Genomic DNA, 24,986 nt, shown 5'->3' with positions numbered 1-24,986 from the left:
TTCACATGAGGCAATGGTTCCGGCTTGTGCGGCTCGGCCGAGTTATCGCGAGATTTAGGATCGGCCAATCATGCGAATATTTCGCTGGGGCACCGGCGCTGGGGCTCTCGCCATGGCGGCCTTGGGGCGCGCCACGGTGAGCGCCGCCACCGCGAGGATCACCGCGCACATAGCCAAGAAATCATCGTGAGATCGCCCTGATGACGCGCTCGAACTCGTCCTTGCTTCCCGGACACCCCGGCAATCCCGGGAAGCCCGTCGGGCTAGCCACATTCAACGTCTGTGCGATCGTGTCGAGCAAACTCTCGGCTGAGACCTCCGCCGGCGCGGTCGTCGCGAAGAACTCCTGCAGTAAGGCATGGAGATGGTGCATGTCGCCGGCCTCGGGATAAGCCATCAGAGGATCGCCAAGATATTCCTGCAGCAAAAGTGGCCGCCCGAAATACCTTTCAATGTTCCGCTGAAGCCGGTTCCAGCCTCGATGCACCATGACAGGGCGTCCCGCCTGTAGCGCGAAGGCGATTTCGGCCAGCGTACCCGCGCCGCCCCCGAAAGCGACGACGAGGTCCGGCGTACGCGCGTTGATGACGTTGCGGATATTGTGGAGCAGCCCGGTCCTCAGGAAGAAATGCCGACCCTCGGCCATCCAAGGCAGCGGCGGAGGTTGCCCGTCTGGAATGATCCCCACGAGACGCGCCGGCCGACGCGGTACGCCTTCCTCCGCGGCTCCAAGCATTGAAGACTCCTTCAGCGCCCCTCCCCGCGCCACGTCTCTCTCATCGCGAAGCTCTCCGCCCGTCAGCAGGATCCATTGCCGGCGGGTGACCTCGCGCCCGAATTCCTTTCCTTCCTCGAAGTTCTTGCTACCGCCAACGGCGGCTATGATCGGTCGTCGAGCCACGTCTTTTTCACAGCTCCCATGGTGAACCGCTCGACGCCATGTGCATTGTGGGATGGTACCCTTTTTCCCAACTTTACCAATTGGCGAGGCTCCCGAATGGATTATTGCAAGATCAGAATGGCGAGCACTTGCCTGTGCTGAGTGTTGGCGTTGTATTTTCCTGATCGAAATCATCCACAAAGTTTTGGATGTTCGAGTAGATGAATGCCCGCGTCGTTGTGTTCATCTCCATCTCCGAGATGCCGGTGCAGCTGATAAGGGGGCCCCGCACCCGCTTTTTTTTGGATGAGTCGAGATAGCTGTCATCACAATCAGCCAACGCAAGAGGGAATCCGAGCCTTGTGAGAACCCAATACGACTTTTCGGGCATGCCCCCCATGTACTGGAGGACAAACGTCGATTGCTTCCATTCATTCTGCGGTTTCCAGACGCCGTTCTTGTATGAAAAGCCCGTCGTTTGGTCCGTCTTGCAGATGTATGTTGTGGGCTCGTCCTCAGCGAGCGCCAAAGGCGACCATGTGCTGCACAGAAGGGCGGCGACTAGCAAAACTCTCATTGGTTGCCTCCATCCCTGTTGAGCCTAGATGCCGGAACAGAATTGTGAAGGCTCATAATTGCACGGGGCGGCGACCGGGTTAGGCCCGATTTTTCGCCGAAACGCCGCCAGTAACTCGCGCTGCGAATCCTGCTCCTGGCTAAAGGAAAACTTACGGCCTCGATACGGCAGCCAGACGCGGATCTCTTTCGCCGCCCGCCTGGTGATACCGTGCCGTTGGCCATCATGCTCGCCGCCCTATCCCGCGTGGCGACGTCGGCCATTAGCCGTTGTCAGCTTTTGCTCCGATTTGTTCTAGCTGGTTGAGTACCCAGTAGATCTCCGCAAGATGCTTTTGATCGGCCATCTTCGCAAGCGACAATCGCCGCTCGGCCTCTGTCGAATCGCGCCCGTTGGTGGCCAGCCTAGTGACTGTGTCGCTCTTAAGGATTGTTTCAAGATGGGCCGCCTCCGCTTTTTGGTGGGCCTTAGCAAACTGTTCCAGAAGTAATGACTTGCTCATTCGCCCCTCGCTAGGGCTTGTCGATTTCGTATGGCAGACGCTCCTGTCGCGGAGGAAAGTTCACCAGGGAACAGCTGATCGCGACGCCGCCGAAACGATGCTGAGACGCCACATGGAAGGGCTCTGGCTGGTTAACAACAGACGAAGCGTGGAAGCGTAAGCCTTTAGAGAGAGTTGCCCTCTTACAAGTCCGCGCAACAACGCCCATGATCCCGACGCACAGCACAGGCATAGTGCTCCGTCCGACCGTAGTTGCATCCTAGGCTATGGCGGCTGCCAATCCGATGAGAATTGCGACGCAGATCATCACCATCGCGCCAAGGGCGATATACACGTGCATATTAGATTGCGGTTCCGAGTGCATGTGGTTCACCTATCCGAGACAACGGGCAAGGAGCTAAAAAGACCCATTTTGGGCGAATTTTTCCGCGGCCTTTTCGCCACATGCTAAGAGCCGGCGGGGTCCGGCCTTCGTTTCAATTGCCTGCCGCCAGTGTCCTGAACGTCATCGAGAAGCGAATGCTGGCGACGGGCGGGATGCTATGTTCCCAGACATGTCGGGATTCGTCGCTCATCATATAGAGGGAGCGCGGCTCGACATCGAGATGAAAGCGCTGCCATCCTTTACCCGCGGCGCGGCGAAAGCGGAATGTGCATTCCGACGCGAGTGACAGGCCGAACACGTCGCCATAATGAGCCTTGTCGCGATGCCAGCCTATTCCCACGCCCTCCTCATACTCGGTGCAGAGGACTTGGCGGATCGGCGCTGAGCCCGGTCCCCCGAATTGCTCGACTCTTGCGATGATGCTCAGCGTCCAATCGGGCGGCGGCAGGGCGTCCTTCACGGCGTGCCGCGTATAATCGTAGCGGGAACCAAAGGAAACGACGCGCCTTTTTCCCTCATACGCGCCGAACTGGAAAGGCTGCAACGGAAGCTCGCGGATGTGAGCGATGAGCTGCTGCTCCTCTTCGCGCGAAATGAAGTCTTCCTCATAGCGAAATCCCGGCGGCGCGCCCTCGGCAGGCGGGAAGAGATTCAACGTTTCTGCCAGTTCAAGACTTCTTTCCGGTGTTTCAGCTTTTCAGGACCAGACGGGCGCCGCCAGCGCGGTGGACGGCATTGGCCGCGACCTCCTGACCGGCGCGGCGCAAGGTGAGATCGAGAAGACCACCACCCGCCTGGACGCGACACAAGGTGATCTCGTCGAGGAACTGCGGCAAGATCGGCCGCTCAAGCCTTATTTCGCGCGTTTCGGGATCGATATCGAGCCCGAGCGATGACTGCACGAGGCTGAGGAGAGAGGCGGCCGCCCAGGCCTGCGGCGAACAGGCGACCGGATAGAAGGTCGGACCGCGGGCCGGCCGGCGCGGAAAGCCGCAGAACAATTCCGGCAGGCGGCGCAGATCGATATAGGAGGCGGCGCTGAACAAGCCTTCGAATATGCGCACGACTTGCGATTTGTAGCCGTAGCGCGCGAAACCCAGGGCGATGAGCGCATTGTCATGCGGCCACACCGATCCATTGTGATAGGACATCGGGTTGTAGCGCAGCTCCGTCGTAGCGATCGTGCGGATGCCCCATCCCGACATCGAGCTTGCATCCATCAAGGTCCTCGCCGTCCGCCGCGCCAGCTCGAAATCGGCGAGGCCTGTCAACAGCGCATGCCCGGCATTTGAAGAGCGGACGGCACACCGCCTCTTCTTTCCATCCAGCGCGAGCGCGAAGGTATCAAGCTCCTCGCACCAGAACGCTTCATTGAAGTTGCGTCTGAGCCCGGTCGCCTTTTGTCGATGCGTCGCGGCGGCTTCCGCATGGCCGAGACGCCCCGCCATCGCTGCAGCGGCCAGAAGCGCGCCATAATAATAAGCCTGCACTTCGCACAGCGCGATGGGCGGCTCGGCGATTGCACCGTCCCGATGGAAGATGGAATCGTGACTGTCCTTCCAGCCTTGATTGACAAGTCCGCCTTCACTCTTGCGGCGATACTCGATGAAGCCGTCGCCATCGATATCGCCATAGGTCGCGGCCCAGCTCATGGCCCGCTCCACATTGGTCCAGATCTGGCGGGTGAAGTCCATGTCCGCCGTCGCCTCGCAATAAGCCCCGGCCAGGATGACGAAAAGCAAGGTGGAATCGACGCTGCCGTAATAGCGGCGGAAGGGAACCTCGCCCAGGAGGGCCATCTCGCCATTCCTGATTTCATGAAGAATCTTGCCGGGCTCTGCGTCACTCAAAGGATTCTCATCCACCGCCTGGTGTGCCGCCAGATAGGACAGGACCCCGCGCGCCAGCACCGGATTGCTCCACAAGGTCAGGAGCGCCGTGATGAGCGCGTCACGTCCGAAGACCGTGCTGAACCACGGAATGCCCGCATAGACATAGGGGCCGTGCGGCGTGTGCGAAGTCAGCATCTCGATATCGCACTGAGCCCGCCGGATCGCCTCGTTGAAAATTTCGTTCGACGAGTCGATTGTGGCCGAACGTGGTCTTTCGGCTCTGTTCTGCCGGCGGATGGCGACCAGCGAGCGCAGATAATTCTCACGCGGCGGTGGTGGCGGAATGCCGACGCAGGACATGGTCACGAAGATGATGCGGTGCTCGCGCGGCGCGCAGGGCAGGATAAATATGGCGTGATTGCCCTCGAGCGTGTCTGGAACGGGGTCCAGTATCAGTGTCGTGGTGAGGCGCCGTCCGTCGAGGCCATTATAGGAAAGCACTACGCTGCCGCCGTCCAGGACCGGATCGAGAAAGGCGCCCCGGCGCGGCCGCTCGAGACCGCGCACTTCGAAGATGTCGGCAAAATCCGCCTGGAAGCGAAACTCGATCGGAAGCGCTATCACGACATCGGCGAAATTGCGGACGACGACGCGCTCGTGACAAACTCCGTCCTGCAGGAACTTGGAGCGCCGGATATGAATTGAATCGTGCCGAAGCACGAGCTTCTGCTCGGCGAAGATGTCGGGATTGGCGAGATCCGAGACCAGCATGGAGCTATCGTCCGTAAGAGACGACGACAAGAGGATGGGCCGCACGCCGCCGATCAGCAGTTCGTAATGGGAGAGATATCGCGTGTCGCGGTAGTAGATCCCGTCCGAACTGCCGAAGCCGGAAAGAAGGTCGCCATTGGGATCGATGACGGCGAAAGTATCGTCCCGCTTGAGAATGCGCGGACGCCGTTCCTGCAGCGAAAAAAAGGCGCTGACCTGGAATTGCTCGTCGCCTCCCGCGCGCGGGTATTTGCGATCCTGCAGCATCAGGGTCCCTGGCAATTACAGAGCCAGCTCTGATCGCAGATCCGGGCGGCGGTCGGCCACGGCGAGAGGCGGTCCATAGACATGTCCGTTCACACCTTTGGGCCGGGTCAGCTTAGCATAGAGCTTCAGATAATCCGCGCTCATGCGCGTCGCCGTGAAACGATGATCGAAACACTGCCGGACGACGCGGCGGTCGATCTCATCCAGCCTTTCCACGGCGGCAACCGCGGCCTCCCGGCTGCCTACGATGTAACCGGATCGCCCTTCCTCGACGATCTCCGGTACCGATCCCATCGGATAGGCGATGATCGGCGTTCCGCATGCCATGGCTTCGATCATGACCAGGCCAAAAGGCTCCGGCCAGTCGATGGGAAAGAGAAGAGCTGACGCATTGCCGAGGAACTCTCCCTTCTCGCGTTCCGAAATCTCTCCAACAAACTCAATGCTCGCATTCTTATCGACCAACGGCTTGACAACGTCACGCCAAAAGTCCGCGTCCACCTTGTCGATCTTTGCAGCGATTTTGAGCGGAAGGCCTGCCGCTAGGGCGATGGCGATCGCATCTGCCGGCCCTTTCTCCGGGGAAATGCGGCCGAGGAAAGCGAGGTAGCCACCTTGCCCTTTGCCATAATGAAGTAAATCCTGCGGCAGACCGTGATAAACGAGAGATGCCTGAGCTTCATCTGGGAGGCTACGACGCTGAGACCGGGAGATGGTGACGAGCTGGGCTTCGTTGAATTCGCGATAGAAGGGAGAAATACCCGGTCCGTCGAGGCGACCGTGTAGTGTGGTAACCGATGGGCAGTTCAGACTTCGTAGGAACGGAAATTGCAGAAGATCCATATGAAAATGGATGACGTCGAAATCCTCGTACCGGTCGCGCAATTTCTCGAGCATCAAAAGATGCTGCAATAATGGATCCTGGCGATCCTCGCTGAGGCGCAAGGCCATTCTGCTCCCCGCTACGAGTGTCGCACTTGTTCGCGAATCGCCGGACGCAAACAACGTGACCTCGTGGCCTTGCCGAATCAGTTCCTCGGTGAGGTAGAACACGATACGCTCGGTGCCGCCATAGAGCTTGGGCGGTACGCTTTCCATTAAAGGTGCAACTTGCGCAATCTTCACGGTCAATCTCAGCTATAGCTCAGTACGGATCTCCAACGATTAGATCAGCCCGTTGTTCCTATTAAATCAGCACAGGTCTTTGTAATACCGTGGACTTCCCGATAGGGCTGGGGTCAGCGAAAATGACGACTTTCGTGGCCCCAATCTGCCGCGGACGGAACAACCGAAGCGGCTCCTCGTTGCCTGTTGCCTGCCACGCGGCAGGTAGCCCCTAGGCCCGCCAGGAGATCACTTCGCTATGCCCAGCCCTGGCGGGCCACTGACAAGTGCCCCGCTTCCCGATATGGCGCCTTCCGGCCCGCGGCGGCACGCGCTTCAACTTTGAAATAGTATCTAGAACACCAGCAACCGCAGAACATTGTTTCCACTACCGAATTGATTGTCGCGCGTGGTCTGCTAAGCATCCGCATGCGTCCTTCTCAGTCTCGTCAGCAGATTGGATCTGCGCCGTAGCAGAATTTTCTTAGCAACCGACCACCCTTGCGGTGTCCGCTGCGATATTTTCCGCAATGTTCAAATGGCTGCCAGATGCGAGCACAAGCTGGAGCGACATTCTACCTGGCGCGCTGTTAACCGCCGCCCTGTTTGAAGTTGGTCGATTCCTGATCAGCTTCTACGACAGGGGCCTTGAATCCACGTATGGCGCGGCTGGTTCGATCGTGGCCATCCTCATCTGAGTCTATTATACATTTCAAATCGTTCTTTTTGGCGCTGAGTATGTCCGGGCTTATGCCGACGAATGGGGAGCAAGGGCCGCCTTGAGTACGTAGGCGGCTATTCTCACTAAGCGAGGTCATAGGCAACGCCAGCGCTCCGCTGGATTGCTAATGCGTTGCTCATAGGGCACACGCTAACGTCGACCTGGGGCCGTCCACCCCCCTGAATTTGATGATACTACAGCGCGAATTGGGAACCTTTCAGCTCGTGGGCGATTTTGTTCATGCTCAGCACGGCCCGTCAGGCCAAGGCTTCCTCTCTGGTCCTCGGATGCAAACCTGGCGGGCCACCGCTGAATGCCCATTGTACTCCGTTCTGCCGCCTCTGATTGATGGTGACATGATGCAGTGCTGGACGGCAAGCCAACCTCAATCCGAGGGAGCATTTTTGAAGCAAGTGCGCGCCCCTTTCTAAAGGAGCCGGTTTCCCTCAATTCCGTCGGAAACAGACTGGGCCTCGCATATGCGGGCAACCGTGATAACAGACGCGAAGGGTCTACTTGCGAGAGGTCTTCGTTTTTGAGCGTTTCTTGGGGGCGATCTTCTTGCCTTTCTGGCGCGCTTCCGACAGCCCGATGGCAATGGCCTGCTTTCGGCTCTTCACTGTCTTTCCGCTTCGGCCACTCTTTAGCGTGCCCTCCTTGCGCTTATGCATCGCCCGTTTCACGTCCTTGGAGGCGCTCTTCGAAGTCTTGCGTGCCATGTCTCACCTGATCGGAGGTTGACGGTGATCTGGCAACGCTAATTTGCACAGTTCGGTTCCTGTCTGGAAACACAAGCCCATTGAGCATCGCACTTCGAGCAGCGATGCAGCTCTGGCCGCGCCCCCTCCGATAGTGGTGAGGGCTCGCCCCTTACAATCCAACAATAGAAGCATGTCGGATCGTTGTCTGGGCGGAAAGTGCCGAACCGACGCAGCGCCTGGCGGCAATTTTCCGCGTCCGCTTCCAGTGCTGCGATTTCCTCCACATCCCTATCGGTGAGCGGATAGGCTCGGCGCCGGCCAATTTCGGCGTAGATTTCGACCCTACGCACGGTCTGACTGCTGGCAAGCGTCGCAGCATGCCGTAGCAATACGTGGTGCAGTTTCATCGGGAAATTGCTTCTGTGAATTAAGTGAGCCTGCCGCCGCTGTGGTGCTCTGCGGCAGGCTCTCCGAGAGCCGCCCGAGGGCGGTGAGCGGACCCTCGGTGGGGTTAGCTCCGTAGGTCGCTCTGCCTCACCCACCTTCGATAGGCCGGCGTTCGCTTGAGACCCTGCCGGGCCTGTTCATCCAGCTCTCTGAGCGCGTCCATGATTTCATCGAATGTCACGGTCGTGCCGGCCGGCGCCCTGCGAAGTTCGGGAACAGATTCGACGGCGCTGGCGTCAGAGGCCCAGGAAGCAAGAATTGCCCGCTTCTCGTTGATCGAAAGATCAGGGTCGCACGCAACCTCATTAGGGTGCATGAAGGCGTCCGCAGGTCGCAGGACGCCATCAAGATTGAGCTCGCAAGGGATTTTCCTTGCCATCTTCATTCCTCGCATGGCGCCACCTCACGAAAGGAGCTTGTGTGCGCCGCCCCCTTTTATGGAGATTTTGCGCGGCTTCGCTGCCTCAGGGATCTCCTTATGCAGCTCAATTTCGAGAATACCGTTCTCATAATTGGCATTCGTCACTTCGCCTTTGTCGGCCAGGCTGAACTGACGCTCGAAATCGTTGCTCGTGATACCTTCATGCAGGTAGTGGTGCCCCTGCTCCGGCTCTTTCCGGCCAGCAACGGTCAAGAGGTTTTGCTGAGTAGTGATATTGATGTCGCGCGGGGCGAAGCCCGCGACAGCGAGGCGGATAACATAATTCGTCTCGTCTTTCCGAATGATGTCATAGGGAGGAAAATTTCCCTCTGACTCGAGGCGGTTGTGAGCGCCGCTCAGAAGACTGAAAAAGGGTTCAAAGCCCACGCTCGAACGCGAGAAAGTCGATAGGTCGTAGTTGCGCATAGCCATATCCTCCATTGAGCAACATGGGTACGAGCAGCGCACCAGACGTCCGCCGGTGCCCGCACCGGAACCTAATACCCAATTGATCCGGCGAAATTTGATCTAGTTCGACCACAGGGACCTTCAAGATCTCCTTCGCAAAAATTTTATCGTGAGTTCCTTCCGTGAACGACGGCCAGAGGCCCCATTTAATCTATGACATTGGCGCGCGGCGAACGATGTGCGACATTTTAGGTTCCCGGGTCCGAATCCGGCAGCGCTCCCACCACGTGGCCGTCGGCAAGCTTACCCCCAAACCCTAAGCACCGACGGGCTTCGCACTCAACTGCAGACCCGGAACCATTTAACGACCATCCGCATTACGAAGATGGCCATGATTGCGCTCAATTCATGGCCATCTAGCCCGTCGGGCTACGGATTGCCTCCCAGTCCGGCGGGCGCCCTACATTGTCGAAATAGCCGCCGCATCCAACGAACGGAACATTTTAACATTGCATTTCGTTGCTTGTGGCCTGTCTCCCCGGCAGGCAGCCCAAGGCCCGTCAGGTGATCACTTCGCTGCTACCCAGTCCCTGGCGGGCCACTCTACGTGGGGAGTTGGCGTCGGCGATGAAAGCTAAAATAACCGTCCTACGCCCGCGAGAATGGTGAGACGCCGGTCGCGCGCTAGGTCGAGATCATCGAGGGAAAAGCTGGCCGGATTTCGCTGCCTGGAATGTGACGGATCAGGCCTATGGCCGCATCACCGAGACGGGACGGGGTGACGAGGATCTGCACGGACTGCAAGGGGACGCGGAGGGTGTTCGTTTCGGTCTAGTTATGGCAATTAACCGCACCTAACCTATGACATTGGCGGATGTCCGGGTGCATGCAATCTTCATGCACCGGAAGCCCCCGCAGGCGTCGTTTGCACTGCATGTCAAATGGGCGCCCCCGATGATCGGACGACCGTTGGGCGACATAAAAGCGCGGCTCATTTCTTTCTCTCCCTCCCGATAAATTCATCCAAGTCGAAGCAATCAACCGTGTGCCAGTTGCGAGCCTCGGACTCGAGCCAATGGTCGGGATTTGCCGAGATCCTCATCGTCATGACTATCGGCCCGGCTATCAGCCATCTCCTTGAGGGTCAGCCGGTCTGCTTCTTCGCAGTCTCCTCGACTATCGTCCCGAAGCTTGCGCACTCGGGCCAGTTATCCCAGGTTTTAGTGACGTAGAAGCGGGGCATGTTCTGTCCCCAAATGCAAAACGCTCGGTATGTTTCGAATATAGTGAGCGCTCAGCGGTATGCTCTCTTGGCAATTGCGGCTTGCGCTGCTTGGACGTAGCGGCAAGTAGCTGGAACTTGTTTCAGTTTTGACGCGGCGTTATTCTGCAAGTTCCAACGAATGATACAACCTGTCGTATTTTCGCTGCATTGTTTCGCACACTTGCGGTTGTGGGACGGCTCACTGAGTCAGAAAATCATCTGACAGAGGAGAAGCTATGAAGAAGACTATTCTCGCCGGTGCAGCGGTATTGGCATTGTTCGCAGCGATTCAGCCCGCTCTCGCCGATGGCCGTGGACCTGGCGGTGACAGCGGCATCAACAGTGGCGGAGCCCCTGATGGCCGTGGCAGCAACGGCGGCGCGCCCGACGGCCGTGGCTCTGGCGGTGACAGCGGCATCGGGGGTGGCGGTGAGGGCGGCGGTGGAACGCCAACTCCAACACCCGGCGAGGGCAGCGGTGGCGGCCAGGATTCGGGCAGCGGCGGCGGCAACTAAGCGCCGTACTACCAAGGCCTCCCTTAGGGGAGGCCTTTCTAGCTTCAGTTAGGCCTCGCCAGCCGACATGATCAAGATCGTGGCCAGGGGGGACGAGTAAGCAGGATTAGCCGAGAGAATCGAGTGTTCGCGTTCGCGGCGAGGAAGATCACGAAATGACTAGTGTTTGTCTGGGAGCAATGGAAAGCAGTATACCCTGATGTCACTAGCTGCTCGGTCTTTCTCCTCCAGAACAAGCAGCCACTGCGCACAGGCGGTTTGGGTGGTCTCAACCATCGTGACTTGGCAGTGCGGGGAGTTTAAGTTTCCGCAAATCATGCTGGAGCGAACATCATGATGGGCCGGCATGACGAGATGCGGCAATATCGGCTGCTCGTCCTCTGCCGCATGGTTCAAGGTGCGCCATTCATCGATGATGCGGTCCGGTCCCCAAACGGCAAGAAGATCGACCTGGGCGCTACGCGACCGTTCGGCGCGCTGGTCGGTAAGGTTGATGATCTCACCCTGCGCGGGACCATCGATCGCGGTGTGTGGTTGATCGACGAAGCTCACCAGACCCTGCGAGTGCCAATGATAGCGGCGGGCTTGGCGCTTGTCGCCGTTCATTCCTTGTTGAACGACGGTCCACAGCCCCTCATCCGTCACAAAGAAGCCGTGCAGGTAAAGATCGAAGCCGTCCTGGACGGCCGCGCTGTCCACTTTCGCCACGAGCCGGCTTGCACGCGTGAGCGCCGCGGCGTCGAGACCTAGTTGGTCGCCCAGCATCGTCAGTTCCTCCGGCGTCTTTCGGGAATGCCGACCGCGGCCACCGCAGACGTGAATGCCGAGTTCCCGTCCGAGCGGGGCAAGGCCGCGCTTTAGAGCGCCGATAACACTGGTCGTGATGCCCGAGGAATGCCAGTCCATCCCCATGAGGGCGCCGAAGGATTGAAACCAGAATGGGTGCGAAAGCCGCCTGAGAAACTCGTCGCGGCCATAATGGTGGACAATCGCCTGGCAAATTACGCTGCCCAAGACCGCCATGCGATCAGCCAGCCATGACGGCACGTGCCCGCCATGGAGCGGTAAATCGGCACTACCGCTACGCCTCACCATAGGAACTCGCGATCGGAGATCATCATACGCATAAATAGACACGCCGAAGCTGCGCCGCAATATTTGTCCGACGAAAGTTCCCGCTTCGGCGCACTTCAGTGGCGTTGGCTCCCTGAATGTTCTGGTTCGCACTCATTGCCACGCATTTCGGACCTTGACATAAGCCTCGGGCAAATTGGCGGACCGTCAGTCAGTCGTCATGTAAACTTTCCTCCTGTTCACTGTACTTTCGACGCCGAGCAGCCGCCGACCTGCTCTGCGGAATGGGGTACGAGCGTTTTCTCAGGATTTCAGCGCGAAGAGCGCGCGGAGCTCGACCTGATATTCCGGCCAGTTCTGCGATTTAATCACGCGTGAAAAAAATTCTCCGAATGCAAGGGGGGCGCGGGTCCGCTTAAAAGGCCTTCCAGACTTTTGACGGCCCCCCGGGCCATTCAGCGTTCGCCGGGTGTCGCGCCGTCCGCTGGGCCATCCATCAGTGCGTACCTCAGTCAAATAGCCTCGTACCTCGATCTGTTGAGCCTGGCCGTCGTGGCAGCACTTGCACAGGCTGGTGCATGGACCAGCGAAGAAAGTCTCTTGCTTATGCTTCAGTGATGGATCGTTGTGATGGCAAACCGTGGCAGCTACTGTCCGGCCCTTCTTCAGGCACCACTCATACAGAGGGTGCCCGCGACCGATGTGCGCGGGAAGCGGTAGAGATCTACTGTTGATTTGGCGGACTAAAGCCGGCGCTAGCTCAATGCTCGATATCGAAAGATATATTGCCGCATAGGTGGTTTGCTGGTCGAATGTCGCCACCAGTTGGGAGACAGCGATGGCAATGCGCGTTCAACTATCTGGCGATGGTCCGCTCGTGATACCTGCTGTTGTAGGCTATCTAGGCTTAGCCCTTCCAGCAGGCGGACGACCAACGCAAATCCGTTTTGTCTTAGAGGATGGATTAGAGCTCCATCTGCCGATTCCGGTGGCTGCTTACAACAAACTCCTCGCTCAGTTCGCGATGCCTGTACGCCGAGCGTTCTGAGCTGAACTCGATCGGAATAGGGCCAAGGTAGGCAATGCATTCGAACTCTCAGCATGACGCGGAGGACACGCCGGATGCTTTCGACTGGCAAAGAGTGCTCTTTCTGTTTCTCTTGGCCATTTGGCTGCTCGTGACTTTGTGGCTGATCAGTCAACTTCTGAATTTGATGTATCCCCCACTCGCCGGCATAGGAATGATGGTACTCTCGCTCGGAGAGCTATCCTACGTAGATAGGTTCGACGCGGGGCCGCCGCGTGACGGGACGGGTCAGTGAACGCTCACTGAGGGTTACACCCCAAGTAGACGCGTTTGCGTCGATGCTCCTTCGGTGGAACTCTGTCGCACGGGGACATCTCAATGTCGTGGGTTAGGACAGTCGCCGCTTTTGGGGTGCTCGTGTGTCTGACGCTGGCACCACCCGCTGCAGCAAAAAGCATGTGGAACAGCAACAAGCTTTATACCGAGTGCAGTCGGTCAGGCCCTCGCTGTGCGTCCTATCTTGCCGCAGTTGTTGATACAGCAAATGAGGCAGCGCTCATTGCCACACAAAAATTGGCGATCTGCCTCCCTCCAAAAGCAAAGGTGGAGAAGCTCCGAAAAGTTGTCTTGAAGGAGTTGGAGGTACAACCACAAGCTCGCGCAAGCTCAGCTGCTTCCGTTGCTTTGAGGGCGCTCAAGAGAAAGTGGCCGTGCCCCACCCACTTCGGGACGGACTGATAGGGGCACGCGGGGTCGCGCCGCGCTCGTCCCCTGGTGAGAAGCAGCAAAAGGTCGCATCCCGCGGCAGCTCACGTGGCTTCACTGTCGCTTCCTTCCTCCCCCCTGCGCGCCTCTGGACGGGCTTAGGCTAGCTTGGCGAGTCCGAGGACGGCCAGGGCTGGCTCGCGAACCTGAAGATAAAGGACATCTTCATGTTCAGCGTGTGCCTACTCATCGTTATCGGCGCCATTTTCTACAGTTGAGGAGTTCTGGCGGTTAGACCTTGCCTTCGCTGGGTGGAAGCTTGTCGAGCACATCCAGCAGTTTTTCAATCTCTGCCAGGTGGAGGTCATGGGATCGCTCGTAAGCATCGAGGACGATCAGAGCTTCTTTAGTATCGGTTCTCGCGGCTGTGAGCGTGGCAACAATCCGCTTTTGAGCCTCGATCAACATCTCTTCGTGGTCAGCTCGATGTCTGGCCTCTTCGAGACAGCGTAAAAAGGCGTCCTTGTCCATAACCCTTGCAGGTTAGCACGAAATGGAACTTGGGAGCAGATCCCGAAGGTTGCGGCCTGAGGCCCTGGTACTTACCTTTGGAACAAATTTGGCCCGTTTTCATTGATTTCTGGCTTACCAAACTCCACCAAGCAGAGGGTAATCCAATGGATTCTTTCATAACCGGTGCCGTGAGCCTAGAGCTCACCGAAAATGGCACCTTGATTGTGATCAAAGCCACCACCACAGACGGGCTAATCACAATCAATATGCCAAGAGAGGTGGCTCGGCTGGTGGGTGACCTCCAATGGATCCGGATGCCCGATGCAGTGCCTTCAGGTGCTCAGCTGAAGTTTGTAGGCCAGCTCGAGAACGTCTCTACGGCGTTGGTCGGACGGGAGACCGGAGAAGATCCTACGCGCCTCTTCATCTGCTTCGCAGTCGGGAGTGGCCAGACTTTCCGTTCCTTCCTTTTGGACCCTGAGGCAAGCGATCAGCTCATATTGGGCCTGACCAAGGTCACCAAGAAAGGCGAGAGGACGACCCACTAGAGAGCCCAGCGGCCGGGGATGGAATGATCCACCTCATTTTCTGTCATTACCGACCTAGTTGGACCAAACGCTGGCTCGAAATTGATTGTCCCATTGGGAACTGATGTCGTCGAACGACTTCAAACCGGGTGATACTCACCAAACACAGGCAAAGGGAATTGGAGCATGATGGAACTAGAGCTTGTGATGACTCCGCTTTCGCCCCCACTTTTTAGAGCACTTAAACGCTACGCCGCTGAGGTCCCTCCTCCTGGCGCACTAGTTCTCAGGCACTTCGCGATGCCATTACGGAATGGTGCATAGACCGCGGCTATATAGAGCCCAGTGAGATCGAGCAGACTTGAAATTCGGACATAGCCCTGCCATTGAGCCGAGGCCCGAGGGGTGCTAGCGGCGCGGCGCAGCCCGCGTGATGCGCGCGCGAGGCCAAAGCGCTTCGCAAAGCCTGGTCATGTAAAGTTCGTCATCGACGATGTGAACCACGAGCGGCGGCCGACGCAGTTCGGCATCCGGCGCATGATTGTTATCGGCATGATCGCCCATACTTGCATAGATGCGACCGGACGCTTCGCGATGGAGCTCGGCTACGATGTCACCTTGGTCAAAGATGCCATAGCCGACTTCAATGCTGAAGCGATGCGCGCTGCGCACGCGATCAACGGACCTACTTACGCCCCCGCTATCACTACAACCGATGAGCTTATCACCGCACTCGGCGTCCGAAGTGTGAGCAAGGCGAACCGTCAGCGGAGTGATCTGAGTCAACTCGAGTAAGGAGATTCACATGAAAGCGATAGGTATAAATGCAACCGGAAACATCCCGATAGCCGTGCTCGTCGTCGCGAGCGGCTGGGCAATGCACTCGGCATCAGCGCAGGATGAGGGAGTCAACCGCACTGGCCCCCAACGACACGATCTCAGCGTTCCCGGACGCGAGATGATCCAAGTGCGCGTCGATCTTGACCCAGCAGTGACGTTCCCACTGCACTCACATCCCGGGAAGAGATCATCTATGCACTCGAAGGGGAATGGGAGTATCATGTCGAGGGCAAAGGTGCGACGATCCTCAAGGCCGGCGACGTCTTGTTCATTCCGGCGGGAGTGAAGCACGGGGCGAAGAACGTCGGCAGTGCCAATGGTTCGGAGCTCGCTACGTATATCGTCGATAAAAAGCAAGCCGCTTGTAGTCCTGACCAAGTGAATCCCGCTGGAATAGCCACTGATTAGCGGGTTGCTATGCTCCCTGGGACGATCGGGCCAATGACGAAGCTGCTGGCCAAGTTGTTTCCGCAGGCGTATTGCTCGTTCTTTTCCAGCATTCGAGGGTTGCCATGGTCACGATTTTGATCGAGGAAGCTGGTTGCATGGAAGGGTTGTTGACGATTGGCAGACTGGTTGTCGTTCAGTCTGACCAAGTCGTTTATCCGAGTGCATCGCATGAACTTCAGGTCGATCTCCTCCCGGTCGAGCGGTTGGGTGCCAGTACTGGGTTAAAATTCGTAGAACCTACGATCGAAATAGAAATCTCTCCAACAAAGGCTGGGAGCATCGAACGCTGGCTAGTTCCGATGTCCAGCTCGAGTCAGCCTAACGGAGTGCATTTGGAGTACTATGACGGCACCAACTGGCAGCCATTTTTAGATACCACTCCCGGTGTCCCACGTACTGCGGCGAGCGCTCGGCTACGGCGAGATGAAACATCAATCGACTGGCACGGGGTGGCTAGCGCCCCAAATGGCTTAAGCTTTGTATTCGGGCTATTGATGAATGATACGGCAGATGCGGCTGCGCAGGTCGATTCCGTGTCGTTCCTCGTCAGGGGATTTGCCAGCCAGGTGAAGGCCACAAGTGCATCATGCCTGAGACGCGTATCCGACCTCTCGCTAGGCGCTCCTGTTCCGGGTTTTGTCCCTCAAACATAGGCGATGACAGCTTTTTGAGGACGCTGTGTCCGCCAATCACCGATGCCCCGCCATAAGCGGCCAACTACGGATTCTAACTTACGCACTTTCAACCATCATTGGTTTCTATTTCGGTGCCAAAGTTCAGAATAGCGACTCAGAGAAGAATCACTCAAGTGCTGGTCGCACTAATCCGTCAGGTCCTGGTGGCACTCCAAAGCCCAAGTCCAAAGGCTAGTCCCCGTCCTATCTTCAGTGGCAGGATGAGTGGACGGATGATCTCGTCTGGGAACTGGAGAGAAGCGGAAACTCGCCGGGGCGATTTCTTGGATGTCATCGCCACTTTTGGTCGGTGCAATGATGACCCATGCCCAAACGGCGCCACAAAAAAGTATCAATGCTGGCAAGGCCCATTACAAGGGACAATAGTTCACGCAGCCAAATTGAGAAAGGCTTAAGCCATGGCACATATCACTCGTGGGAGTGTCTGGTATGCGATTGAGAAGGACCCAATCGCCGCCGCGGCGATGGAGTGCAAGTCGAAGGTCCTAATAATGGTGCAGAAAAAGCTCAAGGAGAAGGGCTGGACCCAGGCCGAGGCTGCCAAGCACCTCAAGACCGATCAGCCCCGCATCTCCGACTTGATGAATGGCAATATCAGCAACTTCTCGATTGATATGCTGCTTGGCTTTCTCGATCGCCTAGGACGTCCAGCGTGATCCTGCCAGCGCCGGGGAAAATCGAGAAACAACCCTACCCTCAGTATATTTCGCGTTGGTTTCTTCTCACTAGCAAGAAAAGAGTCGCTATCGACAATACTCGAACCTTCCGGCTCTGGAATTCACGACCCATCGTTCGGAGCAATTTACATCCACGATTCGGCTACAGAGGCAATGAAGGAAGCCATTGAGAACGTGCACTTCGACGGCTTCTCATTGTGAAGTTGAGCGAACGGACGGTCTATTTCCGATGGTCTCTCCGGGAAGGCCAGACCTCCCCTCACGAGAGGTAACAACGCTCGCCACCTTAGCATCAGCGTGCCAGGCGGCCAGTGTATCTTCAGCTCCCCGCGGTGCTGCATCGGCACCAGCGCTGTTCGCGCCGAGAATGAAGCATTGGTCGAGTCAATTGATCATCGCGTGGTCGAACCGGGAAACGCCTAGCATTGGATCAGACTTCGCAAGCTGTCTCAAGCACATGAACTAGGGTATTGGAAACGACCGCTGGGTCTGAGTTACGATCGATGGTCACAGACCGATAACCGCTGGAGACCGCAAGATGCAATGCACGCCGTCAATATTGGTCAAGGTCAGGCATTTCTGCGTTATGGACACCCGAGCCATCCCGTTCGCTTGCGACGGTTTTTTCTAGGACTTCCATCCATACATTCCGCGGGTCCCGAGATACTGAGCCGTGTCTAATCGCGGTTACCACGGCATATGCGGTTCTGGAGAACAACAGAATATAGTATCACCGGTACGAATTCATCATCAGGCGGCTATGACAATCCTATGGCGATTTAGCGAAATCGCTATTTAGCTATTTCGGCTTTATATCAATAACTTGCGCGCAACTTCGAGTTGCAGTATTATGACGAGTCTCAGCCATTACGAACATCGTGAGGCCCGAGATGAAGTCGACTGATAATCAAAGAAGGAGAACACCGCAGATGAAAGGCCGTCTCCGACGTACCGTCGTCTATGACGCCGGCAAACCAAGAAAAGATTGCAATATGAAAATCTTGCCTGCCGAGAAGCGTGCGATTGATTTAGCTGCGGCGTACCGGGGCATAACGAGGAAGCAGCTCTTGCTCGAGGGTTTCAGACTGTGGGTATCCATATTCGGCAGGCACCCGCCACATAAGTCGTCTCCGAGACCCGTTAGATATTGCCGCAAACGCAAAGTTTCAAAGCGATAAGTCGTGACCATTCTAGGCGTCGAAACTAGGCTAACACGCAGGACGGCCTAAATTGCTGGCTGCTCAAACGGCGCCTATGGGAAGTAGACCAGTACCGGCTTCGATCGAATAGCGAACTTTAAATCCATACATCTCCCAAATCTGTCCCATACTTTGACAGCTATAAAATTGTCACTTGAGACATTTCATCTAGAGGTGACTAGTGACAACTGCGACATCGAAGCTAATCAAGCGTGCGATCGAATCTCTTGCGAGTGAGATCACGCAGAGCGAAATAGCAAGAAAAGCCGGATTCGACCGTCCGAACATGCTGTCAATGATCAAACACGGTAAGGCGCGGCTTCCCTTGGACAGGGTTCCTGCACTCGCGGAGACTCTCCGGATCGACCCTGGCTTGCTTTTCAGAACCGCTCTGGCTGACTATTGGCCCGAGCATGAACGAACCGTTCGTGCGATTTTCCGCGATGTGCTGACCACGAACGAATGGGCATTCCTGGACGTTGTGCGCTCCTTAACGCACGGGGAAGTTCCCACGATGACTCCGACACTTAAGGCGGCATTGACGAAGCTCTTGAAAATGACTTCTCCTATTCGCCCTTAGAGCGATTGAAGATGCGAGGTTGGACATAGCGCACGCGCATTCAAAACACACGCATTACGCTGTGTCAACTTGGCAACTTTTTTCCACCTAAGAGAAGGCGCTGGCCACTTAGGAATGGCTGTTATCAAAGGAAAATCGCGTCTTTTGCTTGTATCGATCTAATAACTAGTCAATGCACCTTCAACCCGCCCTAGCACTTGAAGTGAGAGTTCCCCGGTTCTCACCAATCCAAAAGAATGGAGCACCTCATCTGCTCTTCCATGTTCGCTTTGACTCATCAGCAACTCGTGGGCGAAGAAGTTCCAAGCTTCACCTGCCGTCTTACTCTCTCCGAAAGGTGGCGCAGGGCAGTATCTACGGCCTTGTTCAAATCCTTATATGACACAAAAGTGCCTTTACCACCCTTCCCTACTCTCACTCGATCGCGAGTCGGAATCTTAGCCTTCACAAGGGCCGATCGTGCTCTCTCCCTCTCCTTGCGCTTAGCCTCGTCCATCGCGAGCAACCCCGGCACGCCAGTCAATGCAAACTTTTCCCACCGCCGCTTCGAGGCCCATGCTCGGGGCTCGCTAGGCTTTGGAGGAGCACTTTCCTCGAAGGTGGTCAATTCAAATCGGAAGAATCGGCTCAAACGTTCGAATCGAAATGTCCTCAGTTTTGAAAATTCGTCAAAGCTAAACTCATCCATCGACTCGCCACTAAGCTGGACCTCGATCCTGGCGCGTCGCTCCTCGGGTGGGAGGACTATGGCCGTCCCCTTTCCCCGGTTCTGTCGGTCTATGACCTTGTCCATTATTCTCCACATAACCGGACCGCTTTGGGCTCCGAGGTAAAGGGTGGCGTCCGCAAAAGGCGCCTGATCGCCTGCTATGGAGAGTGGTAAAACATCCCGATTGATCCTCTCTTGGTCTGTTCCGAAGGATACCGTATCGAACTTCTTATCTCCCCAAGAGAACCGCTCCCTGTCGGCTTTGCAACTGATAACGTCGTGCGCGGTTGGCAGCAGGTGCCGGCCCAAGACCAACACCATGGCCAACCTGTCCCGGTCACATGGCGTCTTCGGAGTGAAATCAATACTGACTTCAATCGCAGGGATCCGAGGATCAGCGCTCAACTGATACCTTCTGGCGATCGCAATCAGGGCCGCTGCGATCTGGGCAAAGTCCGGCTCCTGGACACGCAGGACAAACAAATGAGACTTCCTGCGGAACCGCTCTAGGCGAGGCAGGGTTGTATCGGAGTCTTGCATCGGGACACAATACGGCTTTCTACCTCCAAAAACAGGCGCCATAAGCCTCCTAAGCTCCAAAATGCGTGTAGGCAAAACGGTCTCAAAATTGATCTCCACCCAATCAATGACAGCGCGGCAAGTGAACTTGGATAGATCAATGTCCGGTTGCAAAAGCCAGCGACCATCGAGCCTTCGCTGGCACCCGGCGAGATATTTCGCACGATAGGTGAGTGGCTCAAGGTCAGTCAGCGATTTTCGGGTGATTATGGGGATAGTCAGTGCCATGTCACCTATATAGCGCTCGACGTTAGTCAATATTGACTTAATCGTAAACGTGTCTACGGTAATTGCCATTCTTCGTAGACGTGTCTACGATGCGCGTCATGTCGAATGTCAAACAGAAGCGAGACAGCGCCTACCGAAAAAAGAGGCTCTCCAAGGAGGCGCCCAAGATCTATGACGACCTCCTGGCGGGGAAATATCCATCGGTGCGGGCAGCTGCGATCGCTGCCGGGATAGTGAAAGAGCAGTCCCGGCTCGCAAGACTCAAGAGCGACTTTCTTAGGGCAACGCCCGCTGAGAAGAAGCAGTTTCTCAACTGGCTTCTCTCGGTGATCTCGAAGAGACCCTTGCCAACTCCGCGGACCGGCATTCACCCGCTGGTCGGAACCGACGGTCTCCTGTTAAAGTCGGTTCGTTCAGACATCCAAGACATTATGGATAGGCGGCGTCTGAAGCCGGCAGACGTTTGCGAGGAACTGGGTTTCAGCCGGCTCGATCCTACCTGGTTGGGCGCCTACACGCGTCGCCAGCCACCGAAACAAGCGTTCTTGGACAAGCTACCGGCTTGGTTGGCCAAGCACTCGAAATAGTGGCCGGGCGACGCACCGCACACCTATGCCACTTCCTATCTATCGGAAATGGTGAAACTGCATGGCTTCGAGCAGGATGCCACAGACGGGTTGAGGTGACCGCAAGCACGGGTGTTCGCCCGCCAAAATGCTGATAGGACCAGGGCGCTGTAAACGTTTTTGCTGACAGCAAGGGGCTCGTCTCGGGGCTGGCCTTGGCGCTGTTGTGCCTCCCTACCGCCGAGGCATTTCAGGCTTAGCTCACCACCAAGCCCTTCACGAAGGGGCGAGCGAGTAGCACGCGCGGTCGAATGTTGTCAGGCGGTGGCTGAGCCAAAACTTGGACCTCTAGAAGCGCCTAGTCTGCATCCGCTCGTCATTTCGCTATATCTCATGCAGTTCAACATAACCCCAGCAAAGGTCAAGCCTCATGCACATCTCCGACGATTGGACATACACCTACTGTTCTAAAATTACCTTAGAACAGCTTCCCGATTTCTATCAGAGCATAAGGTTTTTGAGCTGTCGGGTCGACAAGACCATGCCAAACACTATTGAGGTTGTTGGACATCACGATCACTTAGGCCTCGTGGTTGTCTCTCAATACGCTGAAGGTGCAACGTTGCTGTCACCGCAGGAACTTCCTGGATTCGAAGTGCATTCAGTATGGTCGGAGGATGAGGACGACTTACTGGAGGCACAGAGGGCATTTGAAGAGGGTGATTTTGAGGACGGGGCAGAGCTCGTTCTCATGGACGATCCAACTGTTCCATGGATGTCAGAGGAGAAATTTGCATGCCTGAGAGCACTGTCGAACATCGCTTTTCGCGCTGCGCTTGAAAAGGCCAAGGTGGCCAACCTGATTCGAAATGCTGACGACAGCTGACCAAATCGTCACCCGCAGAGATCCGCTGCCTGCCTAAGACTATTTGCAGTGGTGGCTTGCTCTTGGGCTTTCGATAAGCTGGTGAGCTTGGCCAAGAAGGTCGGCCTCGACCTGCGCCAGAGCTATACGCGGGTGGGCAAGCTGGCGCTGGTCAAGTATCAGCGCTACGCCCACGCCAAGCAGTTCAAGCGGGCCGGCAAGGCGCTGCGCACGCTCAAGACCTATCTCGGCCGCACCATCCGCGACATCGGCCAGCAGATTGCCGGCGAGGACGAGCTTCAGGGCATCTTCCGGCGGCTCCTCTACCTGGCCAACCGGGTTATCGAGCAGAGGCAGAACCAGCGCGGCAGGAAGGTCTGCAGCCTGCATGCGCCGGAAGTGGAATGCATCGGCAAGGGCAAGGCGCATCGGCCCCTACGAGTTCGGTGTCAAGGTGTCGATCGCCACCACGCTCAAGCGCTCAAAGGGCGGCCAGTTCGCGCTGCATGCCAAGGCGCTGCCCGGCAATCCCTATGACGGCCATACCTTGGCCGAGATCATACCGAACATGGAGAAGACCATAGGCAACGGCATCGAGCGCCTTCTCGCCGATGCCGGATACCCGGGCCACAATGCGCCGCTCTCGCACAGGTTCAGGGTCTTCACGTCAGGCCAGAAGCGCCGGATGACGCCCTCTATCAAGCGCGAGATGAAGCGGCGTGCCGCCGTCGAGCCGGTTATCGGCCACATCAAGAACGAACACCGCATGGGTCGCAACTATCTCGCCGGAACACGAGGCGACGCCATCAACGCCATCCTCGCCGCCGCCGGCTACAACTTCAGCCTCCTGCTCAACTGGCTGAGGATGATTGTGCGCCTGCTCGGGATCTTGCTTATCGGCGCAAACAGGCCGTTCCCAGCCTAAAAGGCAGATTGTTCACGGTCGACCGTTTACAATTGGCGAGTGTCTGCCAAGAAACTTAGCCTTAGTAGATATGACTACCGATGGAGAAGAGCATGCGAGAGGCTTGACCCAGTGCCGGCTGTTTTCTTGGTCGAGTTCCCCCGGTGGCTGGCAAAGAATAGAATTTAGTGAGTAGACACGTCTATCACGGGCCGGAGATAGCTCCTCTGAAGTATCCGGGTCACACGCCCGGAGAGTCTAAGTGTAATGGCTTCCAATAATATATATAATACTTACAAGTTGAGAGATCTTGGAAACCATTACACCCTCCGGATAACCGGCGAGAGCCGCTCAGACCGACATACTAACGCTGGATCCCCTCTTCTTCGCCCGGTAACGGGCTACCCGCTCACGGTTTAGCTGTCTCTCCCTGGCCGTTACTGGATCCAGGCTCCCATGGCGAGAGGCGATATGTTTGTCGGTCGCTCGGGCAGCGGCCTTGCACCTCTGCTTAATCTGGCAGTCAGCACACATAGAACTGGACTCGTCAAAGGCATACGGGACCATATAGCAGGCTGGGCGGAACTGGGCGGTTGATAGCTTGACCACCGGCTCGGTCGTTCGACAAAAGTCCCGTTTAGCCTCCTCGACAATGTCATACCCGAAAGACGAAATTGCCAAGTCATGCGACAATACCCGTTCGCCAAACACCATCCGGCCGATGAGCTCGACGGGCCTGACCCGATCGTTAATCTGCTGGATGACATGTTCTCGATGAGCGAGCTGTGCTGGGAGACCCACGAAATTCTCCTCCCGGTATTGCGGTAAGCGTGAGTATCGGAAACTTTCTCCCGATGCGGCCCAGGAAGCGCGGACATGTTCGACAACCGACTGGCCCTTGACCTCGCAAACAAGCTGATTTGGTCGAGGAAGGCGTTTCCATTGAGATCTAAGGTGCCAAGTCATCGCCGCTCGAACAAAGGAGTCATACTGAACTCCGATCAGGTCTGCTATCTGGCGAACTCGCCAGAAGCTGGACAATTCTCTGCGGTTATTCGTAATGCCTCCCGCAACGATCGCCCGCTTTCTTTTAGCTTCATCACGATCAAACGACTCCGCCCATTTGTCCTTGTAGACTAGAGCGTAAGCTTCCGCGAACTTCACTGTGGCGTCCAGCGGTGTGTCGAAACGGTAATCAAACCACTTCAGTGGGACGAGTTCTTTTTCATTTTCGAGCAGTTCCCGCCTTATGTGCGAAGCGCACCGCAACGACTGTCTCAGGCGATCGGCTTCAAGCATGTGGTCTCCTTATGTGTAACGGTGCGAGGGATGGCTCCCTCGTTCCTTCTGGCCGATATAGCGTCGATCGAGCGGCCTCTGCAGGTGCTATCCGCCTTCGCCTCTATGAATATTGCCTGGGGTCAGTAATTGAGACCTCGCCTCGCAGGGAAACGCCCCGGCTCGCGAGAATGTAGAAAGCAAGGGAATTGCTACTTGCGATCGGATCCGATCAGAGGCGACCTGACGCAATTTGGGGCGCTATCGGCTGCGCATCGCGCTTATGAGCGAAAGCTGCTCTTTCGGTCCACTTGCAAAGGCATGGTTCTCGGACCGACACGTGCAGGCAGCCCAAAAGCAGCGCCAGGTTGTATCGGTCTCTCCTCTTATGTATCTCTCCAGAGATGAGACGCAGCCTGACCTCTCGACGTTTTCGAGTGAATTGAGATTGACTTTGAGGTGACTTTCAAGGGTTGAACCAATTGGACGAGCCGATTGAATAACCGGCTCCGCATTCTCTGCGAATGTTGTTTTGCCCAACGTTTCTCTATGGATAGACCGAGTTGAACCGCCGCGTCGTCCACCGGATCAAGATAGTTGCGTCTGCTATTCGGCTGAAGTCAACGCGGTCGCCGCGGAAGTAATCCTTGTCGGACTCTATGCCTGCGAACGAGAGAAAAGACCGGCTGATCCGTAACAAGATTTTTTCTGAGGGAGTTTTTGTCAACCTTATGTAAACATAATGACAACATCCGCCGTCGCTTCCATCTCGCTT

The 24,986-nt window shown here is 56.7% G+C and carries 22 protein-coding genes and 2 pseudogenes; 11 read left to right on the top strand and 13 right to left on the bottom strand.

What is annotated here, in order from left to right; translation table 11 throughout:
• Positions 1-181: 181 nt before the first annotated feature.
• The 6 genes from G5V57_RS27085 to G5V57_RS27060 form a co-directional block, all read right to left on the bottom strand.
• Positions 182-901, bottom strand: coding sequence for a hypothetical protein (locus G5V57_RS27085; RefSeq protein WP_165171209.1), 720 nt, complete (start codon positions 899-901; stop codon positions 182-184).
• Between the two features lie 112 nt (positions 902-1,013).
• Positions 1,014-1,457 (bottom strand): hypothetical protein, encoded by a 444-nt coding sequence (locus G5V57_RS27080; RefSeq protein WP_165171207.1) that lies wholly within the window; start codon positions 1,455-1,457, stop codon positions 1,014-1,016.
• 262 nt (positions 1,458-1,719) lie between these two features.
• A complete protein-coding gene (locus tag G5V57_RS27075) occupies positions 1,720-1,959 on the bottom strand; it encodes a hypothetical protein (RefSeq protein WP_165171205.1) in 240 nt (79 codons plus the stop codon).
• A 476-nt stretch (positions 1,960-2,435) separates the two neighbouring features.
• A complete protein-coding gene (locus G5V57_RS27070) occupies positions 2,436-2,999 on the bottom strand; it encodes an alpha-ketoglutarate-dependent dioxygenase AlkB (protein ID WP_165171203.1) in 564 nt (187 codons plus the stop codon).
• 34 nt (positions 3,000-3,033) lie between these two features.
• Positions 3,034-5,214 carry an amylo-alpha-1,6-glucosidase gene (locus G5V57_RS27065; RefSeq protein ID WP_165171201.1) on the bottom strand — a complete coding sequence of 727 codons (2,181 nt, stop codon included), beginning with the start codon at positions 5,212-5,214 and terminating at the stop codon, positions 3,034-3,036.
• Positions 5,215-5,229: 15 nt separating this feature from the next.
• Positions 5,230-6,339: a glycosyltransferase family 4 protein gene (locus G5V57_RS27060; protein WP_165171199.1), complete on the bottom strand. Its 1,110-nt coding sequence runs from the start codon at positions 6,337-6,339 to the stop codon at positions 5,230-5,232.
• Positions 6,340-6,824: 485 nt separating this feature from the next.
• Here G5V57_RS27060 and G5V57_RS27055 point away from each other — a divergent pair, with 485 nt between their 5' ends.
• Positions 6,825-7,016: a YhjD/YihY/BrkB family envelope integrity protein gene (locus G5V57_RS27055; RefSeq protein WP_256378604.1), complete on the top strand. Its 192-nt coding sequence runs from the start codon at positions 6,825-6,827 to the stop codon at positions 7,014-7,016.
• A 535-nt stretch (positions 7,017-7,551) separates the two neighbouring features.
• Here G5V57_RS27055 and G5V57_RS27050 read toward each other — a convergent pair.
• The 3 genes from G5V57_RS27050 to G5V57_RS27040 form a co-directional block, all read right to left on the bottom strand.
• Positions 7,552-7,758, bottom strand: coding sequence for a DUF6496 domain-containing protein (locus tag G5V57_RS27050; protein WP_165171195.1), 207 nt, complete (start codon positions 7,756-7,758; stop codon positions 7,552-7,554).
• Between the two features lie 493 nt (positions 7,759-8,251).
• Positions 8,252-8,566, bottom strand: coding sequence for a hypothetical protein (locus G5V57_RS27045; protein WP_165171193.1), 315 nt, complete (start codon positions 8,564-8,566; stop codon positions 8,252-8,254).
• Between the two features lie 24 nt (positions 8,567-8,590).
• Positions 8,591-9,034, bottom strand: coding sequence for an Hsp20 family protein (locus G5V57_RS27040; RefSeq protein ID WP_165171191.1), 444 nt, complete (start codon positions 9,032-9,034; stop codon positions 8,591-8,593).
• Between the two features lie 1,482 nt (positions 9,035-10,516).
• Here G5V57_RS27040 and G5V57_RS27035 point away from each other — a divergent pair.
• Positions 10,517-10,795 (top strand): hypothetical protein, encoded by a 279-nt coding sequence (locus tag G5V57_RS27035; protein WP_165170195.1) that lies wholly within the window; start codon positions 10,517-10,519, stop codon positions 10,793-10,795.
• 159 nt (positions 10,796-10,954) lie between these two features.
• Here the strand turns inward: G5V57_RS27035 and G5V57_RS27030 are convergent, their stop codons facing one another.
• Complete coding sequence (locus G5V57_RS27030; protein WP_165171189.1) at positions 10,955-11,890, bottom strand: DUF763 domain-containing protein; 936 nt, start codon at positions 11,888-11,890, stop codon at positions 10,955-10,957.
• Between the two features lie 1,384 nt (positions 11,891-13,274).
• Between G5V57_RS27030 and G5V57_RS35435 the strand changes: the two genes are divergently transcribed.
• A complete protein-coding gene (locus tag G5V57_RS35435) occupies positions 13,275-13,634 on the top strand; it encodes a Rap1a/Tai family immunity protein (RefSeq protein WP_371744642.1) in 360 nt (119 codons plus the stop codon).
• 258 nt (positions 13,635-13,892) lie between these two features.
• Here the strand turns inward: G5V57_RS35435 and G5V57_RS27020 are convergent, their stop codons facing one another.
• On the bottom strand, positions 13,893-14,132 hold the full coding sequence (locus G5V57_RS27020; protein ID WP_165171185.1) for a hypothetical protein: 240 nt from the start codon (positions 14,130-14,132) through the stop codon (positions 13,893-13,895).
• 29 nt (positions 14,133-14,161) lie between these two features.
• On the opposite strand from G5V57_RS27020, the gene G5V57_RS27015 reads away from it, so the two are divergent.
• From G5V57_RS27015 to G5V57_RS26995, 5 genes and pseudogenes are all read left to right on the top strand, one after another.
• Positions 14,162-14,662: a hypothetical protein gene (locus G5V57_RS27015; protein WP_165171183.1), complete on the top strand. Its 501-nt coding sequence runs from the start codon at positions 14,162-14,164 to the stop codon at positions 14,660-14,662.
• Between the two features lie 384 nt (positions 14,663-15,046).
• Entirely contained in the window at positions 15,047-15,436 is a 390-nt protein-coding gene (locus G5V57_RS27010; RefSeq protein WP_246737388.1) for an isochorismatase family protein, read from the top strand.
• 10 nt (positions 15,437-15,446) lie between these two features.
• A pseudogene (locus G5V57_RS27005) lies at positions 15,447-15,889 on the top strand (cupin domain-containing protein).
• A 104-nt stretch (positions 15,890-15,993) separates the two neighbouring features.
• Positions 15,994-16,584 carry a hypothetical protein gene (locus tag G5V57_RS27000; protein ID WP_165171181.1) on the top strand — a complete coding sequence of 197 codons (591 nt, stop codon included), beginning with the start codon at positions 15,994-15,996 and terminating at the stop codon, positions 16,582-16,584.
• A 440-nt stretch (positions 16,585-17,024) separates the two neighbouring features.
• Positions 17,025-17,282 carry a helix-turn-helix domain-containing protein gene (locus tag G5V57_RS26995; RefSeq protein ID WP_165171179.1) on the top strand — a complete coding sequence of 86 codons (258 nt, stop codon included), beginning with the start codon at positions 17,025-17,027 and terminating at the stop codon, positions 17,280-17,282.
• Positions 17,283-19,359: 2,077 nt separating this feature from the next.
• Here the strand turns inward: G5V57_RS26995 and G5V57_RS26990 are convergent.
• Positions 19,360-20,598, bottom strand: coding sequence for a hypothetical protein (locus G5V57_RS26990; RefSeq protein ID WP_165171177.1), 1,239 nt, complete (start codon positions 20,596-20,598; stop codon positions 19,360-19,362).
• A 98-nt stretch (positions 20,599-20,696) separates the two neighbouring features.
• Between G5V57_RS26990 and G5V57_RS26985 the strand changes: the two genes are divergently transcribed.
• The 3 genes and pseudogenes from G5V57_RS26985 to G5V57_RS26975 form a co-directional block, all read left to right on the top strand.
• Entirely contained in the window at positions 20,697-21,185 is a 489-nt protein-coding gene (locus tag G5V57_RS26985; protein ID WP_165171175.1) for a hypothetical protein, read from the top strand.
• Positions 21,186-21,594: 409 nt separating this feature from the next.
• Positions 21,595-22,050, top strand: coding sequence for a hypothetical protein (locus G5V57_RS26980; protein ID WP_165171173.1), 456 nt, complete (start codon positions 21,595-21,597; stop codon positions 22,048-22,050).
• A gap of 66 nt (positions 22,051-22,116) precedes the next feature.
• Positions 22,117-22,954: pseudogene (locus G5V57_RS26975) on the top strand (transposase); the annotation flags it as partial.
• Positions 22,955-23,284: 330 nt separating this feature from the next.
• Here the strand turns inward: G5V57_RS26975 and G5V57_RS26970 are convergent.
• Complete coding sequence (locus G5V57_RS26970; RefSeq protein ID WP_165171171.1) at positions 23,285-24,232, bottom strand: hypothetical protein; 948 nt, start codon at positions 24,230-24,232, stop codon at positions 23,285-23,287.
• Between the last annotated feature and the right edge of the window lie 754 nt (positions 24,233-24,986).

This window comes from Nordella sp. HKS 07, assembly GCF_011046735.1.
Classification (GTDB): domain Bacteria; phylum Pseudomonadota; class Alphaproteobacteria; order Rhizobiales; family Aestuariivirgaceae; genus Taklimakanibacter.
This window is presented reverse-complemented; position numbering and strand designations above follow the sequence as displayed.

Bases quoted from the DNA above. Each gene is read 5' to 3' on its own strand.
- G5V57_RS27035 (WP_165170195.1), top strand. From the start codon at position 10,517: ATGAAGAAGACTATTCTCGCCGGTGCAGCGGTATTGGCATTGTTCGCA.
- G5V57_RS27020 (WP_165171185.1), bottom strand. From the start codon at position 14,132: ATGGACAAGGACGCCTTTTTACGCTGTCTCGAAGAGGCCAGACATCGA.
- G5V57_RS35435 (WP_371744642.1), top strand. From the start codon at position 13,275: ATGTCGTGGGTTAGGACAGTCGCCGCTTTTGGGGTGCTCGTGTGTCTG.
- G5V57_RS26995 (WP_165171179.1), top strand. From the start codon at position 17,025: ATGGCACATATCACTCGTGGGAGTGTCTGGTATGCGATTGAGAAGGAC.
- G5V57_RS27045 (WP_165171193.1), bottom strand. From the start codon at position 8,566: ATGGCAAGGAAAATCCCTTGCGAGCTCAATCTTGATGGCGTCCTGCGA.
- G5V57_RS27065 (WP_165171201.1), bottom strand. From the start codon at position 5,214: ATGCTGCAGGATCGCAAATACCCGCGCGCGGGAGGCGACGAGCAATTC.
- G5V57_RS26985 (WP_165171175.1), top strand. From the start codon at position 20,697: ATGTCGAATGTCAAACAGAAGCGAGACAGCGCCTACCGAAAAAAGAGG.
- G5V57_RS26970 (WP_165171171.1), bottom strand. From the start codon at position 24,232: ATGCTTGAAGCCGATCGCCTGAGACAGTCGTTGCGGTGCGCTTCGCAC.
- G5V57_RS26980 (WP_165171173.1), top strand. From the start codon at position 21,595: ATGCACATCTCCGACGATTGGACATACACCTACTGTTCTAAAATTACC.
- G5V57_RS27040 (WP_165171191.1), bottom strand. From the start codon at position 9,034: ATGCGCAACTACGACCTATCGACTTTCTCGCGTTCGAGCGTGGGCTTT.
- G5V57_RS27050 (WP_165171195.1), bottom strand. From the start codon at position 7,758: ATGGCACGCAAGACTTCGAAGAGCGCCTCCAAGGACGTGAAACGGGCG.
- G5V57_RS27075 (WP_165171205.1), bottom strand. From the start codon at position 1,959: ATGAGCAAGTCATTACTTCTGGAACAGTTTGCTAAGGCCCACCAAAAA.
- G5V57_RS27030 (WP_165171189.1), bottom strand. From the start codon at position 11,890: ATGGTGAGGCGTAGCGGTAGTGCCGATTTACCGCTCCATGGCGGGCAC.
- G5V57_RS27080 (WP_165171207.1), bottom strand. From the start codon at position 1,457: ATGAGAGTTTTGCTAGTCGCCGCCCTTCTGTGCAGCACATGGTCGCCT.
- G5V57_RS26990 (WP_165171177.1), bottom strand. From the start codon at position 20,598: ATGGCACTGACTATCCCCATAATCACCCGAAAATCGCTGACTGACCTT.
- G5V57_RS27000 (WP_165171181.1), top strand. From the start codon at position 15,994: ATGGTCACGATTTTGATCGAGGAAGCTGGTTGCATGGAAGGGTTGTTG.